At 72.0% G+C, this 14,709-nt stretch carries 15 protein-coding genes and 1 riboswitch; of the genes, 9 read left to right on the forward strand and 6 right to left on the reverse strand.

The features are described from left to right. Positions 1-840 precede the first annotated feature (840 nt). Positions 841-1,794 carry a 4-hydroxy-3-methylbut-2-enyl diphosphate reductase gene (locus IE290_RS36675; RefSeq protein WP_191249368.1) on the reverse strand — a complete coding sequence of 318 codons (954 nt, stop codon included), beginning with the start codon at positions 1,792-1,794 and terminating at the stop codon, positions 841-843. 135 nt (positions 1,795-1,929) lie between these two features. Between IE290_RS36675 and IE290_RS36680 the strand changes: the two genes are divergently transcribed. From IE290_RS36680 to IE290_RS36705, 6 genes are all read left to right on the forward strand, one after another. Further along, positions 1,930-2,553 (forward strand): lipid droplet-associated protein, encoded by a 624-nt coding sequence (locus tag IE290_RS36680; RefSeq protein ID WP_191249369.1) that lies wholly within the window; start codon positions 1,930-1,932, stop codon positions 2,551-2,553. After that, on the forward strand, positions 2,550-3,788 hold the full coding sequence (gene xseA / locus IE290_RS36685) for an exodeoxyribonuclease VII large subunit (protein WP_191249370.1): 1,239 nt from the start codon (positions 2,550-2,552) through the stop codon (positions 3,786-3,788). The genes IE290_RS36680 and xseA overlap by 4 nt, the downstream gene beginning before the upstream one ends. Before the next feature lie 3 nt (positions 3,789-3,791). Beyond that, complete coding sequence (locus IE290_RS36690) at positions 3,792-4,190, forward strand: hypothetical protein (protein ID WP_191249371.1); 399 nt, start codon at positions 3,792-3,794, stop codon at positions 4,188-4,190. Next, positions 4,187-4,402 (forward strand): exodeoxyribonuclease VII small subunit, encoded by a 216-nt coding sequence (locus IE290_RS36695; protein WP_191249372.1) that lies wholly within the window; start codon positions 4,187-4,189, stop codon positions 4,400-4,402. Before IE290_RS36690 ends, IE290_RS36695 begins: the two co-directional genes overlap by 4 nt. Before the next feature lie 85 nt (positions 4,403-4,487). Further along, the gene (gene glpX, locus IE290_RS36700; protein ID WP_191249373.1) at positions 4,488-5,558 is read left to right on the forward strand and encodes a class II fructose-bisphosphatase; all 1,071 of its coding nucleotides are present in this window, start codon (positions 4,488-4,490) and stop codon (positions 5,556-5,558) included. Beyond that, positions 5,555-6,439, forward strand: coding sequence for a S1 family peptidase (locus IE290_RS36705; RefSeq protein ID WP_191249374.1), 885 nt, complete (start codon positions 5,555-5,557; stop codon positions 6,437-6,439). Before glpX ends, IE290_RS36705 begins: the two co-directional genes overlap by 4 nt. Position 6,440: 1 nt before the next feature. On the opposite strand, the gene IE290_RS36710 is transcribed toward IE290_RS36705, so the two are convergent. After that, complete coding sequence (locus IE290_RS36710) at positions 6,441-7,415, reverse strand: NAD(P)/FAD-dependent oxidoreductase (RefSeq protein ID WP_191249375.1); 975 nt, start codon at positions 7,413-7,415, stop codon at positions 6,441-6,443. 104 nt (positions 7,416-7,519) lie between these two features. Between IE290_RS36710 and IE290_RS36715 the strand changes: the two genes are divergently transcribed. Continuing rightward, positions 7,520-8,917: a class II fumarate hydratase gene (locus tag IE290_RS36715; protein WP_191249376.1), complete on the forward strand. Its 1,398-nt coding sequence runs from the start codon at positions 7,520-7,522 to the stop codon at positions 8,915-8,917. 40 nt (positions 8,918-8,957) lie between these two features. Here IE290_RS36715 and IE290_RS36720 read toward each other — a convergent pair whose 3' ends face one another. Then, entirely contained in the window at positions 8,958-9,980 is a 1,023-nt protein-coding gene (locus tag IE290_RS36720) for an aldo/keto reductase (protein WP_191249377.1), read from the reverse strand. Between the two features lie 128 nt (positions 9,981-10,108). On the opposite strand from IE290_RS36720, the gene IE290_RS36725 reads away from it, so the two are divergent. Beyond that, complete coding sequence (locus IE290_RS36725; RefSeq protein ID WP_191249378.1) at positions 10,109-10,981, forward strand: helix-turn-helix domain-containing protein; 873 nt, start codon at positions 10,109-10,111, stop codon at positions 10,979-10,981. Here IE290_RS36725 and IE290_RS36730 read toward each other — a convergent pair. Continuing rightward, the gene (locus tag IE290_RS36730) at positions 10,948-11,670 is read right to left on the reverse strand and encodes a zf-HC2 domain-containing protein (protein ID WP_191249379.1); all 723 of its coding nucleotides are present in this window, start codon (positions 11,668-11,670) and stop codon (positions 10,948-10,950) included. The genes IE290_RS36725 and IE290_RS36730 overlap by 34 nt on opposite strands. Before the next feature lie 156 nt (positions 11,671-11,826). On the opposite strand from IE290_RS36730, the gene IE290_RS36735 reads away from it, so the two are divergent. Continuing rightward, positions 11,827-12,381: a sigma-70 family RNA polymerase sigma factor gene (locus IE290_RS36735; RefSeq protein WP_191249380.1), complete on the forward strand. Its 555-nt coding sequence runs from the start codon at positions 11,827-11,829 to the stop codon at positions 12,379-12,381. On the opposite strand, the gene nicT is transcribed toward IE290_RS36735, so the two are convergent. Beyond that, positions 12,370-13,422, reverse strand: a complete 1,053-nt coding sequence (gene nicT / locus IE290_RS36740; RefSeq protein ID WP_191249414.1) for a Nickel transporter NicT — start codon at positions 13,420-13,422, stop codon at positions 12,370-12,372. The two genes, IE290_RS36735 and nicT, sit on opposite strands and share 12 nt — an antisense overlap. Positions 13,423-13,466: 44 nt before the next feature. After that, positions 13,467-13,637, reverse strand: a riboswitch (cobalamin riboswitch). A 464-nt stretch (positions 13,638-14,101) separates the two neighbouring features. After that, entirely contained in the window at positions 14,102-14,680 is a 579-nt protein-coding gene (locus IE290_RS36745) for a TetR/AcrR family transcriptional regulator (protein ID WP_191249381.1), read from the reverse strand. Positions 14,681-14,709: the final 29 nt, after the last annotated feature.

The raw sequence follows: 14,709 nt of genomic DNA on the forward strand, positions 1-14,709 counted from the left end.
TGAGCGCCGGACCTCACGGGCCTGTCGGCGACGCCGGGTCCCAGCGTTCACGAGCCTGGGGGCGACGCCTGACCGCCGGACACCACACACCCCGTGAGCGCCGGACCTCACGGGCCTGTCGGCGACGCCGGGTCCCAGCGTTCACGAGCCTGGGGCGACGCCTGACCGCCGGACACCACACACCCAGGGGCGTCGCCTGAGTACCGAACCATGCGCCCTGGGGCGAACCTGGGCGCCGGGCCTCACGGACCTGCGGCGCCGCCTGGCCACCGGACCGACGCCCGTGCGAGGGGCGAAGCCTGAGCGCTGGACCTCACGCCCTCGTGGGGACAGACGTCGCGGGGCGACTACTACCCACGCGCAGGGCAAACGCGACAGTGCCCCGGGACCGAACTGTCCCGGGGCACTTGAAAGGCAAAGCTGCGGAAGCGGCTCAAGCAGGCAGCGCGCCTCGGCCGGAACAGATCACTCAGGCGCCGAACCGCGCACCGCGCTGGGCGCCGTGTCGAGCGCGCAGTGGCGCGGCGGACGCGCGACTCGCTCGCTGGCGCTCGCGGGCGGTCAGCTCCCTGCCGACAATCAGGCGCTGCGCATCCCTGCCAACGATCAGACCCCGCGCATCCCGCCAACGATCAGCGGCTGCGCATCCCTCCGAACGATCAGACCCTGCGCACCCCTCCGAACGATCAGACCCCGCGCATCCCTGCCGACGATCAGGCGCTGCGCATCCCTCCGAAACGCGCGCCTGGCGGAGGCCGACACGGCAGGACTGCTGAGGGCGGCGGCGATGGCCGGCGCGCCCAGGTGCGGTCCACCGCCGAGGTCGCCGCGGACGCGAGGTCAGACGCTGCGCAGCTCGCGCGGGAGGGCGAACGCGATCTTCTCGTTGGCGGTCGTCACTTCCTGGACCTCGCCCCAGCCGCGGGTTTCCAGCCAGCTCAGCAGCTCCATCACCAGCACGTCCGGCACCGACGCGCCGCTCGTCACGCCGACCGTCGTCACGCCCTTCAGCCACTCCTCGTCGACCTCGTGGGCGAAGTCGATCAGGTGCGCGTCCCGGGCGCCGGCCTGCTTGGCGACCTCCACCAGGCGCTGGGAGTTCGACGAGTTCTTCGACCCGACCACCAGCACCAGATCGCACTCCGGCGCCATCGCCTTCACCGCCGTCTGCCGGTTGGACGTCGCGTAGCAAATGTCGTCGCTGGGCGGGTCCGCCAGGTTCGGGAAGCGGTCCTTCAGCTGGTCGACGCGCTCCATCGTCTCGTCCACGCTCAGCGTGGTCTGCGACAGCCACACCACCTTCGACGGGTCCCGCACCTCGACCTTCGCCGCGTCCTCGGCCGTGTCCACCAGCTGGACGTGCGTCGGCGCCTCACCGGCGGTGCCCTCGACCTCCTCGTGCCCCTCGTGCCCGATCAGCAGGATGTCGTAGTCCTCACGCGCGAACCGGTTGACCTCCTTGTGCACCTTCGTCACCAGGGGGCACGTCGCGTCGATGGTGCGCAGGTTGCGCTCCTGCGCCTCCGCGCGCACGGCCGGGGACACACCGTGCGCCGAGAACACGACCAGCTCGCCCTCGGGCACCTCGGACGTTTCCTCGACGAAGATGACCCCGCGCTCGCGCAGCGACTCGACCACGTGCCGGTTGTGCACGATCTCCTTGCGCACGTACACCGGCGGCCCGTACAGCTCCAGGGCCTTCTCCACGGCGACCACGGCGCGGTCGACGCCGGCGCAGTAGCCACGCGGCTTGGCCAGCAACACACGCTTGACGGGCTCGGAGACAGCAGTCATACGTCCAGGGTACGGGCCGCCCGGCACCCGGCCCCCGCCCCCACCGGGCACCGCTCACCCGATTTGTGTGCATCCCGTCACGTCGCCACGCCGCGCCGGTTGGGCTGAACCGTCAAGGTGCGGCACGCTGTACCCATGAAGCCACTCCCGCTTCCCCTCCGCGTCGCGGCGGGCCTGGCCGTCACCGCCGCCGAACGCGCCCGCGACCTGCCGAAAACCCTGCTCGGGTTGCCGGTCACGGTGATCTCCGGCGTGCTCCAGTTCTCCATGCGCATGCAGCAGCAGATCACCGAGCTGGCCATCCGCGGTGACGACGCCCTCGCCTCGCTCCGCCCCGTCGAAGACACCCCGAGCTGGGCCACCTTCGACGAGGACCTCCCCACCGACCAGACGGGCCAGGCCGACCAGGCCGACCAGCCCCGCACCGACCTCAACGGCCACCGCGCGGACGCGGTGCTCGCCGACGTCGGCGACAGCCCCTGGGAACAGGAGGAGCGCGCCCTGGGCGAGGAACACGCCGAGGGCGAGTTCGACAGCCCGGCCGGCACCGCCGAAGGCCCGCTCGGCCTGGCCAACTACGACGAGCTCACCCTGCCGCAGCTGCGCGCCCGCCTGCGCCGCTTCTCCCTCGAACAGCTCGAGGAGCTGCTGGAGTACGAGCGCGCCCACGCCAACCGGGCGCAGTTCGTCGGCATGCTGGCCCGCCGCATCACCAACGTGCAGCGCGCCAACGCCGCCGGGGACGCCGAGGCGGAGTGAGCGCCGAACCCACCACCGCGGAGAACCCGTGGCCGGTGCGCACGGTCGCGCGCAAGATCGCCGAGTGGATCAACCGGCTCGGCTCGGTCTGGGTCGAGGGCCAGGTCACCCAGATCAACGCCCGCCCCGGCACGCAGACCGCGTTCCTCACGCTGCGCGACCCGGCCGCCGACGTGTCCATGACCGTCACCTGCCCGACCGGCCTGCTGCGCGGCATCGAACCGCCGCTGCGGGACGGCGCGAGCGTGGTCGTCTACGCCAAACCGACGTTCTACCTGGGCCGCGGCACCATCTCGCTGCGCGCCACCGAGATCCGCGCCGTCGGCATCGGTGAGCTGCTCGCCCGCATCGAACGGCTGCGCCGCCTGCTCGCCGCCGAGGGCCTGTTCGCCAAGGAACGCAAGCGCCGCCTGCCGTTCCTGCCCAAGGGCATCGGCCTGATCACCGGCCGCGCGTCAGCCGCCGAACGGGACGTGCTGGTCAACGCGCACGCCCGCTGGCCCGCCGCGCCGTTCCAGGTGGTCAACACCGCGGTGCAGGGCGTGCAGGCGGTGCCGCAGATAGTCAAGGCGCTGCAGTTGCTCGACGCCGACCCGTCCGTGGAGGTCATCGTCATCGCCCGCGGCGGCGGCAGCGTCGAGGACCTGCTGCCGTTCTCCGACGAGACCCTGTGCCGCGCGGTCGCCGCCGCCCGGACCCCGGTGGTCAGCGCGATCGGCCACGAACCGGACACGCCGCTGCTCGATCACGTCGCCGACGTGCGCTGCTCGACCCCGACCGACGCCGGCAAGCGCGTCGTGCCGGACGTCAAGGAGGAGACCGAGCGGGTCCGGCAGATGCGGGACCGGGCCCGCCGCGCGCTGCACGGCTGGGTGGACACCCAGTGCCGCCTGCTCGACCAGCTGCGCAGCCGCCCGGTGCTGGCCGACCCGCTGGGCCCGATCAACCGCCGCGCCGACGAGATCGAGCTGCACCGGGAACGCGGCCGGCGCGCGGTGCTCAACCTGGTCTCGCACGAGCAGGCCGCCGTCGCGGGTGCGCGCGGCAAGCTGACCGCGCTCGGACCTGCGGCGACGCTGGAACGCGGGTACGCGGTCGTGCAATACCGCGACGACGCGGGCAACCTCCAGGTGCTCCGGCACATCTCTGAAGTAGCGGAGGGAACTCCGCTACGCGTGCGCATCGTCGACGGCGCGGTGCACGCGGTCGTGCGATCCACCGAACCAGGAGAGTAGGAAGTGCTGCGTTCCGCTCGAGCGACGTTCCTCCCGCTCACCACCGACGCCGCGGCGCGAGCCGGCGCACAGACCGTCCTCGACCGGGCCGGCGCCGCCGAGGCCGCGGCCGGCGCCTGCTGGGCGTCGCTGCTGGCCGGGTGCGCCGTGCCCGGCCGCTGGGACCTGGACGCGCGCCTGCGTCAGCTGTCGGAAGCGACCTCGGCGTACGTGGGCGTGCGGTGGTGGTTCAACGAGGGCGCGCCGCACCGCAGGCGGGTCGCGCAGGCGCAGGGTTCCATCGAGCTGGCGATCACCGAGGGTGACGGCCAGGAGTTCGCCACCGCCTTCGCCGGTTACGACCACGCGATGGCGAGCGCGGTAGTGTGCGCTCGTCGACCCGCGAGGAGCACAACCCGGTGACCGAAGAACTCGGCTATGAACAGGCCCGCGACCAGCTCATCGAGGTCGTCCGCGAGCTGGAGGCGGGCGGCCTGTCGCTGGAGCAGTCGCTGGCGCTGTGGGAGAAGGGCGAGCACCTCGCCAAGCTCTGCGAACGTCACCTGGACGGGGCCCGCGAGCGCATCGAGGACGCGTTGAAGTCCGTCGAGGAGACCGACGGCGACGAAGGGTGACATTCGCCATCACGACGCTGCCCTGCGAGCGCGCGCGAGTCTGAGAGAATCGTTACCCGCGCCAGCACGACCCTGGAGGGCAGCAATGACCAGCGGCACCCCGTCCCCGAGCACGACCAGACGCAAAGAAGCGCCGGATCGCAACCTCGCGATGGAGCTGGTGCGCGTCACCGAGGCCGCCGCGATGGCGGCCGGCCGCTGGGTCGGCAAGGGCGACAAGAATTCCGGCGACGGTGCGGCCGTCGACGCGATGCGGCAGCTGATCTCGACCGTGTCGATGCGCGGTGTCGTCGTCATCGGCGAGGGCGAGAAGGACGAAGCCCCGATGCTCTACAACGGCGAAGAGGTGGGCAACGGGGACGGTCCGGCCTGCGACGTCGCCGTGGACCCGATCGACGGCACGACCCTGATGTCCAAGGGCATGCCGAACGCGCTGGCGGTCCTCGCGGTCGCCGAGCGCGGCGCGATGTTCGACCCGTCGGCGGTCTTCTACATGGAGAAGCTGGCCGTGGGCCCCGAGGCCGCGGGCGTGGTGGACCTGTCCGCGCCGGTCGCGGAGAACATCCGCCGGGTCGCGAAGGCCAAGCACACCGAGGTCTCGGACGTGACCGTGTGCATCCTGGACCGCCCGCGCCACGAGAAGCTGGTCAAGGAGGTCCGCGAGGCGGGCGCCCGGATCCGGTTCATCTCCGACGGTGACGTGGCCGGCGCGATCGCCGCGGCCCGCCCGACCACCGGCGTCGACATGCTGCTCGGCATCGGCGGCACGCCGGAGGGCATCATCACCGCCTGCGCGATGAAGTGCCTGGGCGGCGAGCTGCAGGGCCGGTTGTGGCCGAAGGACGACGCCGAGCGCGAGAAGGCCATCGGCGCCGGGCACGACCTCGACCGCGTGCTCACCACCGACGACCTGGTGCGCGGCGACAACGTGTTCTTCTGCGCGACCGGCGTCACCGACGGTGACCTGCTGCGTGGCGTGCACTACCGCTCCGGCGGCGCGACGACCCAGTCGATCGTGATGCGCTCCAAGTCCGGCACGGTGCGGATGATCGACGGCTACCACCGCCTGACCAAACTCCGCGCGTACTCCTCCGTCGACTTCGACGGGATCCTGACCGACGCCCCCGACGACGATGTGGTGCCACCGCTGCCGTGAAACGACTCCTGCTGATCGCCGCCGCCTGCCTGCTCGCCCTCGGCGGGCTCGCGGGCTCGGCGGCGGCCCGGCCGGACCTGGTCGGCGGCGTGTCCGCCGACCAGACCTACTCGTTCGTCGCGTCGCTGCAGACGACCGCGGGCCGGCACTTCTGCGGCGCGTCGCTGATCGCGCCGCAGTGGCTGCTGACCGCGGCGCACTGCGTCCAGGACCAGCCCGCCAACACCTTCACCGCCCGGATCGGCAGCAACGACCGCACCCAGGGCGGTGAGGTCGCGCGCCCGGACCGGGTGATCACCCACCCGAACTACAACCCGAACGGGCCGGGCGGCGACATCGCCCTCGTCCACCTCGCGAGCCCGGTGCAGGCCGCACCGGTCGGGCTCGGCACGTCCACCGCGGTCGGCACGTCGGTGCGGCTGCTGGGCTGGGGCCAGCTCTGCCCGACACCGGGTTGCGGCTCCTCGCCCGTCGACCTGCAGCAACTGGACACGACCCTGGTCGACGCCGTCCGCTGCGCGGCCATCGACCCGCTCACCGAGCTGTGCACCGACTCGCCCGGCGGCAAGGCGGGCGCCTGCTACGGCGATTCGGGCGGGCCGGAGCTGGTCCGCGCCGGTGACCGATGGTTGCTGCTGGGCCTGACCAGCCGCTCCGGCAACAACGATCCGGCGTGCACGACGGCGCCGTCGATCTACACCTCGGCACTGGCGTACACGCAGTGGATCACCGAGCAGACCGCGCCACCACCGCCGGCCACCCCGACACCCGCGCCGACACCCGCGCCGACGCCCACTCCGGCACCGGCACCCACACCGGCACCGGCACCCACACCGAGCCCCGCGCCGACGACGACCACGACCCCGCCGCCGCCAGCCTGACTCACAGGTTGCTGGAGTGCCCGGGGAACAGGTGCGCCTCGGGGTCGAGCGTGACGGCGATGTTGTTGATCGCGGTCGCGGCCTCGCCGAACCCGGTCGCGATGAGCTTCACCTTGCCCGGGTACGCGGCGACGTCCCCGGCCGCGAAGACCCGTTCCACCCCGGTCGCCATCGTCGAGTCGACCCGGATGGCGCGCTGGTGGATGTCCAGTCCCCAGTTCTCGATCGGCCCGAGGTCGGCGGTGAACCCGAGCGCGGCGACCACCGCCTGGGCCGGCAGCGCGACCGGCTCCTCGTCCCTGACCCGCACCTCGACCTCGGCGAGCGCGCCGTCCGGCCCCTCCCGCAGGGCCGTGACCTCGGCGTCGGTGATGATCCGCACCCCCAGCTCGCGGGCCTGCGTGACGATCGACTCCGCGGCGCGGAACTTCGCCCGCCGGTGCACCAGCGTCACGCTGGCGGCCAGCGGCTGCAGCGCCAGCACCCAGTCGAACGCCGAGTCCCCGCCGCCGACGACCACGACGTCCTGGCCCGCGTGCGCGTCCAGCGACGGCACGAAGTGGACCATGCCGCGGCCGAGCCAGCCGTCCCCGGCGGGCAGCGGCCGCGGGGTGAACTCCCCGATCCCCGCGGTGATCAGCACCGCGCGGGCGTGCACGATCTCGCCGCCGTCGAGCACCACGTCCAGCCCGTCGTCACCGCGGCGCAGCTCCTCGGCCTTGCGCCCGAGCAGGTAGGCCGGGTTCCACGGCGCGGCCTGCTCGACCAGCCCCTTGACCAGGTCCCGGCCGCGCACCGCGGGGAACCCGCCGACGTCGTAGATCAGCTTCTCCGGGTACATCGCGGTGACCTGACCGCCGGCTTCGGGCAGCGAGTCGACGACCGCCATCGACAGCCCGCGGAACCCGGCGTAGTACGCGGCGAACAGACCGGTCGGGCCGGCCCCCACGATCAGCACGTCCACTGACAGATCCATGGATCGACCGCCCTTTCGCCGTGATCCACCTCACCTTCGATCTAACCATTCCGGGTGCGCAAACACACGGAGCGAGCGCCCGGCGGAAGGGCCAGACTCGGGTTATGGCTGAACAGGAATACCGGATCGAACACGACACGATGGGCGAGGTGAAGGTGCCCGTCGACGCGCTGTACCGGGCCCAGACCCAGCGCGCCGTCGAGAACTTCCCGATTTCCGGCCGCGGCCTCGAGCGCGCCCAGATCCGCGCGCTCGGCCTGCTCAAAGCCGCCGCGGCGCGGGTCAACGCCCGGTTCGGCGTGCTGAAGGCCGACCTGGCGAACGCGATCGCCGAAGCCGCCGACGAGGTGGCCGAGGGCAAGCACGACGCGCACTTCCCCATCGACGTGTTCCAGACCGGGTCCGGAACGTCGTCGAACATGAACGCCAACGAGGTCATCGCGACGCTGGCGAGCCGCGCGCTGGGCCGGGACGTGCACCCGAACGACCACGTCAACGCCTCGCAGTCGTCGAACGACACGTTCCCGACGACGATCCACATCGCCGCCACCGAGGCCGTGCTGACCGACGTGATCCCGGCTTTGACGCACCTCGCCGAGACGATCGAGTCGCGCGCGGACGAGTGGCAGGACATCGTCAAGTCCGGCCGCACCCACCTGATGGACGCCGTGCCGATCACGCTCGGCCAGGAGGCGGGGGCGTGGGCGGCGCAGGTCCGCTTCGGCATCGAGCGGCTGGAGTCCGGACTGGGCCGGCTGGGTGAGCTGCCGATCGGCGGCACCGCGGTCGGGTCCGGCCTGAACGCACCGGAGGGCTTCGGCGCCGCGGTGTCCGAGGAGCTGGCGAAGGTGACGGGGCTGCCGCTGACCGAGGCGCGCAACCACTTCGAGGCACAGGCCAGCCAGGACAGCGTGGTCGAGACCTCGGGCCACCTGCGCACGGTCGCGGTGTCGCTGGCCAAGATCGCCAACGACCTGCGGTGGCTCGGCTCGGGTCCGCGCACCGGCCTGGCCGAGCTGCAGCTGCCGGACCTGCAGCCGGGGTCGTCGATCATGCCGGGCAAGGTCAACCCGGTCATCCCGGAGGCGACGCTGCAGGTGGTCGCCCAGGTGATCGGCAACGACGCGGCGGTGGCCTACGCCGGTTCGCAGGGCAACTTCCAGCTCAACGTGAACCTGCCGGTCATCGCGCGCAACGTGCTGGAATCGGCGCGGCTGCTGGCCGCGGTGTCGCGCCTGCTGGCCGACAAGGTGATCGCCGGGATCACCGTCAACGAGGAGCGCACCACGGCCTACGCCGAGGGCTCGCCGTCGATCGTGACGCCGCTGAACGCCTACATCGGCTACGAGGAGGCGGCCGCGGTCGCGAAGCAGGCGCTCAAGGAGCTGAAGACGATCCGCGAGGTCGTCATCGAGCGCGGCTACATCGAGCAGGGCAAGCTCACCGAGGCCCAGCTCGACGAGGCCCTCGACGTGCTCCGCATGGCGCGCGGCGGCAAGTGAACGGTGGAGGCCACCCGGGCGCGGGTGGCCTCCACACCGCTCAGTGGCGGCGGCGCAGGGACTTGTCCGCCAGCGCCGGCGGTGTGTAGTCGGGGTCGATCGCGTTGAGGTCCACGCCCGGCGGGACGATCTCGTCGATCCGGTCCAGCACGTCGTCGTCGAGCACCAGGTCCGCGCTCGCCAGCAGGTCGGCGAGCTGCTCCGGCGTGCGCGGCCCGATGATCGCCGACGTGACCGCCGGGTGCGACCGCACGAACGCGAGCGCCAGGTGCGTCAGCGGACGGCCCAGCTCGGCGGCGACCTTCTTCAGCTCGTTGGTCGCCTCCAGCTTCGCCGCGTTCCCGGGCAGGGCCGGGTCGAACTTGTGGTTCTGCAACGCGACCCGGCCGGCCTGCAGGTCCACATCGGACGCCGTCGAGTACCGGCCGGACAGCCAGCCCGACGACAGCGGCCCCCAGGTCAGCACCCCCATGCCGTAGCGCTGGGCGGTCGGCAGGACGTGCCCCTCGATGCCCCGGTTGAGGATCGAGTAGGGCGGCTGCTCGGTGCGGAACCGCACGTGCCCGCGCCGCTCGGCCACCCACTGCGCCTCGACGATCTGCTCGGCCGGGAAGACCGACGAGCCGATCGCGCGCACCTTGCCCGCCCGCACGAAGTCCGACAGCGCGGACAGGGTCTCGTCGATGTCGGTCAGGTGGTCGGGGCGGTGGACCTGGTAGAGGTCCACGTGGTCGACGCCGAGCCGCCGCAGGCTGTTGTCCAGCGCCTTGGTGAGCCAGCGGCGGGAGTTGCTGCCCTTGCCGCCGAGCTTCTCGAAGTGACCCTTGGTCGCCAGGACGACGTCGTCGCGGCGCCCCTTGAGCGCCTTGCCGACGATGACCTCGCTCTCGCCGTCGGAGTACATGTCGGCGGTGTCGACGAAGTTGATGCCCGCGTCGAGCGCGGTGTGGATCATCCGGACCGACTCGTCGTGATCCTGGTTGCCCCACGCGCCGAACATCATCGCGCCCAGCGTGTACTCGCTGACCTCGATGCCGGTGCCGCCCAGAATCCGTCGTCGCATTTCGAGTTCCTCCCTCGTGGTGCCTGTGCCGACCACGTTCCCGCCGGCGGGAGGAGCGGACCAGGCAACGTGTGACCCTGGGTCTGGCAGTACCAGGCAACCGGCCGGCGACAAGGGATACTGGGACCATGGACGGAACTGATCTGGGGGCGTTCCTCAAGGCGCGACGCGCGGCGCTGGACCCGCGCGCCGTCGGCCTTCCGCAGGGGGTCACGCGGCGGCGGGTCGCCGGGCTGCGCCGCGAGGAACTGTCCCAGCTGGCCGGGATCAGCGTCGACTACCTGACCCGTCTGGAGCAGGGCCGGGCGCGGAACGTGTCGGACGAGGTGCTCGATTCGCTCGCCAGGGCGCTGCGGCTCAACCCGGACGAGTGCGCCTACCTGCACAACCTCGCGTCGTCGCGGCGCAAGCACACGGGCCGCTGCCCGGTGCAGCAGGTCCGGCCTGCCCTGCAGCAGCTGCTGGACGCGATGACCGTGCCCGCGTTCGTGTTCGGCCGCTACCTCGACGTGCTGGCCTGGAACCCGCTCGGCGCGGCGATCGCCTTCGACTTCGGCCTGTTGCCGCCCGAGGACCGCAACATCCCGAAGCTGTTCTTCCTCAACGAGGCCGAGTCCCGTGCCCTGCACCCGGAGTTCGACCAGGTCTGCGAGGAGGTAGTGGCGAACCTGCGAGCCGAGGCGGGCCGCTGCCCCGGCGATCCCCGGCTGGCGCAGCTGATCGGCGAGCTGTCGCTGGGCAGCGACCTGTTCCGCCGCCTGTGGGCCGGCCACCACGTGCGGGAGAAGGCACACGGCCACAAGCTCATCCACAACCCGCTGGTCGGTGAGCTGCACCTGCGGTACGAGACGCTGCGCCTGCCCGACGAACCGGACCAGGCGATCGTCACCTACACGGCCGAGCCCGGCTCGGAGTCCGAGCGGGCGCTGAGCCTGCTGGCCAGCTGGGTCGCCACCGAGGACATCGATCAGGCGACGTTGCGCCGCGCCGCCGGCGGCTGATACTTGCGCGACCCCTCGGCGGGCTCGGCGAGTTCCCCGGCGGTTTCGTCCAGGCTGGTCCGGTTCGCCGGTTCGGCTCCCGCTCGGTCGCCCGGCCACGGCCACCGGCCGTCGCGACGCGCGATCAGCACCGCACAGACCACGCCGAACAGCAGCGGCAGGTGGCTGGCCAGCCGTTCCCAGCCGACCCGGCCGCCCAGCGCGTCGAACAGGGACAACCCGACCAGCACGGCGGCGAAGCTGAGCAGGACCGGCAGCTGGCTGCGCGCCTGACGCGGCTTGGCGGCCGCCCACAGCAGGGCGATCGCGATGGCGAAGTTGAACGCCGCGGCCTCGTGCTCGAGGTGCGAACCGGGCTGGACGGACATCCCGTCAGCCATCGGCTGGGGCATGAACAGCAGCGACACCACAATGGACAGCTGGGCGATCGCGGTGATCACCAGCACCAGCCGCGGCCAGTCCAGCCGCGTGGACGGCGCGGGCGCGTGGTCGAGCACGCGCCCGGCCACGTCCGGCGCGGCCGCGGCCGGCTCCAGACGCACCAGCCGGGTCACCGCCGCCGCCTCGTCCTGCCAGGTCAGACAGGCCGCGCAGTGCGCGACGTGCTCGTCCAGCGCCGCCGGATCGACCCCCGGGTCCTCACCGTCGAGGGTGGCCGAGATCGCCTCGCGCGCGGTCGCACAGTCCATACCTGCATTGTCGTCCGGCGGCGCCGGATAGTTCCCCGCACTGCTCCGGATGCTGGGACCGGTTGGGATTTCACATAACTGTGATGTTTCCTTGACGCCGGATGTCGCAGAGGCCATAAGGTCATCGGTCAGGACCCGCACTGGGAGGAACGCGAAGTGGACGACGACGAGATCACCCGGCACGCCTTCCTGGCGGCGCGCGGCGATCGGGCGGCCGCCGAGCGTTTCGTGTCCGCGACCCAGCGACAGCTGTACCGGCTGCTGACCTACCTGTCCAACCCCGGGGTGGCCGAGGACCTGGTGCAGGAGACCTACCTGCGGGCCTTCGCCGCGCTGCCGTCGTTCGCCGGCCGCTCGCCCGCCCGGATGTGGCTGCTGTCGATCGCCAAGCGCGTCGCGGCCGACCACCTGCGCACCAACCGCCGCCGCCCGCAGGCCGGCCAGGTCGAGGACTGGGTGGCCGCGGCCGAGGCCGGCGGCGCCCAGACACCCGACCACGGCCGGCTCGTCGTGCTGCGCGCGCTGATCGCCGAGCTGGAGCCGGAGCGCCGGGAGGCGTTCGTGCTCACGCAGGTTCTCGGACTGTCCTACGCGGACGCGGCGGAGGTGTGCGACTGCGCGGTGGGCACCATCCGGTCCCGGGTGTTCCGCGCCCGCGAGGACCTGACCAGCGCGCTCAGCTCGAACGGGCGGGCGGCCTCACTCGGCTGAGCCCCAGCGGTGCTCGACGCGGGCGAGCCGCCAGTACGCGACCGCGGCCGCCCACACCACGACGAACAACCCGACGACGATGTAGCCGACGCCGTCCAGGTCGATGTCGGCGATCCAGTCGATCAGCGTGCCCGACCAGCCCAGGTCGTCCCGGGCCACGCCGACCAGCTCGATCGTGCCGATCACCAGCGCCACCGCGACGGACAGGCCGGTGATCGTGAGGTTGTAGTAGATCTTACGGACCGGGTTGGCGAAGGCCCAGTCGTAGGCGAAGTTCATGAACGTGCCGTCGAGTGTGTCGAACAGGCTCATGCCGGCGGCGAACAGCAGCGGCAGGCACAGGATCGCGTACCAGGGCATTCCGGCGGCGGCGCCGGACCCGGCGAGCGCCAGCAGGAGCACCTCGGTGGCGGTGTCGAACCCGACTCCGAACAGCAGCCCGACCAGGTACATCTGGCCGGGGCGGCGGATCGAGCGGGTGAGCCGGCCGAGGAAGCGGTTGACGAACCCGCGTGAGTCGAGCCGGGCCTCCAGCTCGGCCTCGTCGAAGCGGCCGCGGCGCAGCTCGCGCCACACCTTCCAGATCCCGATCAGGGCGACCAGGTTGAGGATGCCGATCAGGTACAGGAACCCGCCCGACGCGCTGGTGGAGATGACGCCGAGCACCTGGTGCGCGGACGAACCGTCCTCGGTCCAGCTCAGGATGCCTTTCGCGCCGACCGCGACGAGCACCGCCAGCACGACGACCACGGTGGAGTGCCCGAGGGCGAACCAGAACCCGACGGAGACCGGTCGCTGGCCCTCGGCCATGAGCTTGCGGGTGGTGTTGTCGATCGCGGCGATGTGGTCGGCGTCGAACGCGTGCCGCATGCCGAGCGTGTAGGCCGTGAGCCCGAGCCCGAAGCCGAACACCTGCGTGCCGACGGCGTAGTGCCCGGGCACGACGAGCAACGCGAGGATCCCGAAGGCGACCGCGTGCAACGCGACGATCGCCAGCAGCAACAGGCCCGTGCGGTAGGTGTCCTGCCTGCGCCAGGACAGGGTGGGTGAAGTCCCCATGGAGACCGCCTTCCAGCACCTCGTGGATGGTCCATCGGTGCCGTGGCCGGTCTCCTGGCTTCGGATCGACATCCGCGGCCCGCCTTCCCGGACTGGCGTCCAGTGGCTGTCCCGGGCCGGGACTTCCCGTTCACAGTGGCGAGGGCCGCGCCGGTTTCACACCGGACTTCCCGAGCACCACGGCCCGATCACGGTACGTTTCGCCCGCGCGGCGGGGCAAGAGCCATCCCAGTGACCGGGGCCCTACCGCTGGGGCCGGAGAATGTGCTGGGTTCCCGCGGGCGCCGACGCCCCGCGACGCGGGGCCACCGACCCGATCCGCAACCCCCACGTCACCACCGCACCCGAGCACTCCTGCCGGCAACGCCCGTCTCGTACCCCTCCGGCGCGCCAGCCCCCGCAACGCACCCTCCGGCGCGCCAACCCCCGCAACGCAACCGGCACGGCACCCCTCCGCATCACACGCCCCACCGGACCAGCGCCCCAGCACGGGGCCACCCACCCCCAACCCCCACGTCACCACCCCACCCGAGCACCCCGGCGCGCCAGTCCCCGCAACGCAACCGGCACGGCACCCCTCGGCATCGCCGAGCACCACACCTCGCGTCACCGTCCCCCGGTCTCCCGAGCCCGCCGCCATCGACCGCGCCCCCGCGCGGCCTCAGCCCCCGGCCGCCTCCTCGATCAGCAACTTCGCCACGCGCTTCGCCGCGGCCACCGCCGTCGGCACCACGTCCAGCGAAGCCACCACCGTGGCCCCTTCGATCAGGATCAACAACGCCTCCGCCAGCCGTGCCGGGTTGCGCGCCCCCGCGTCGGCCGCGAGCTGTCGCAGGTAGTCCAGCAGCCACTCCTTGGACGCCGCGATCGGCTGCAGCGCCGGGTGATCGGCCCCGGGCAGCTCGGCGTGCGCGTTCACGAACGCGCAACCCCGCGTGTTCTCGACGCGCATCCAGTCGGCGAGGGCGTCGAACACGCGCAGGAGGCGGCGCTGCGGTGTCGATCGCGGGTCCGCGTACCCGCGCACCCATTCCCGCCATCGCTCATCCCGGCGGCTCAGGTAGAGCGCGACCAGCTCGGCCTTCGACCCGAACCGGTCGTACAGGGTCTTCTTGGTGACCCCGGCCTCGGCGGCGATCGTGTCCACGCCCACCGCGTGGATCCCGTTGTCGTAGAACAGTTTTCCGGCGACCGCGAGGATCCGTTCGGCGGCCGGGGTCAGCGGCTTCTCCGTCTCCACGACTTGACAGTACACCGACCGGTATAGCT

Source organism: Amycolatopsis deserti, assembly GCF_014653945.1.
Lineage (GTDB): Bacteria > Actinomycetota > Actinomycetes > Mycobacteriales > Pseudonocardiaceae > Amycolatopsis_E > Amycolatopsis_E deserti.

Coding starts and splice junctions, on each gene's coding strand:
- IE290_RS36675 (WP_191249368.1), bottom strand. CDS start 1,794: ATGACTGCTGTCTCCGAGCCCGTCAAGCGTGTGTTGCTGGCCAAGCCG.
- IE290_RS36680 (WP_191249369.1), top strand. CDS start 1,930: ATGAAGCCACTCCCGCTTCCCCTCCGCGTCGCGGCGGGCCTGGCCGTC.
- glpX (WP_191249373.1), top strand. CDS start 4,488: ATGACCAGCGGCACCCCGTCCCCGAGCACGACCAGACGCAAAGAAGCG.
- IE290_RS36710 (WP_191249375.1), bottom strand. CDS start 7,415: ATGGATCTGTCAGTGGACGTGCTGATCGTGGGGGCCGGCCCGACCGGT.
- IE290_RS36715 (WP_191249376.1), top strand. CDS start 7,520: ATGGCTGAACAGGAATACCGGATCGAACACGACACGATGGGCGAGGTG.
- IE290_RS36720 (WP_191249377.1), bottom strand. CDS start 9,980: ATGCGACGACGGATTCTGGGCGGCACCGGCATCGAGGTCAGCGAGTAC.
- IE290_RS36725 (WP_191249378.1), top strand. CDS start 10,109: ATGGACGGAACTGATCTGGGGGCGTTCCTCAAGGCGCGACGCGCGGCG.
- IE290_RS36730 (WP_191249379.1), bottom strand. CDS start 11,670: ATGGACTGTGCGACCGCGCGCGAGGCGATCTCGGCCACCCTCGACGGT.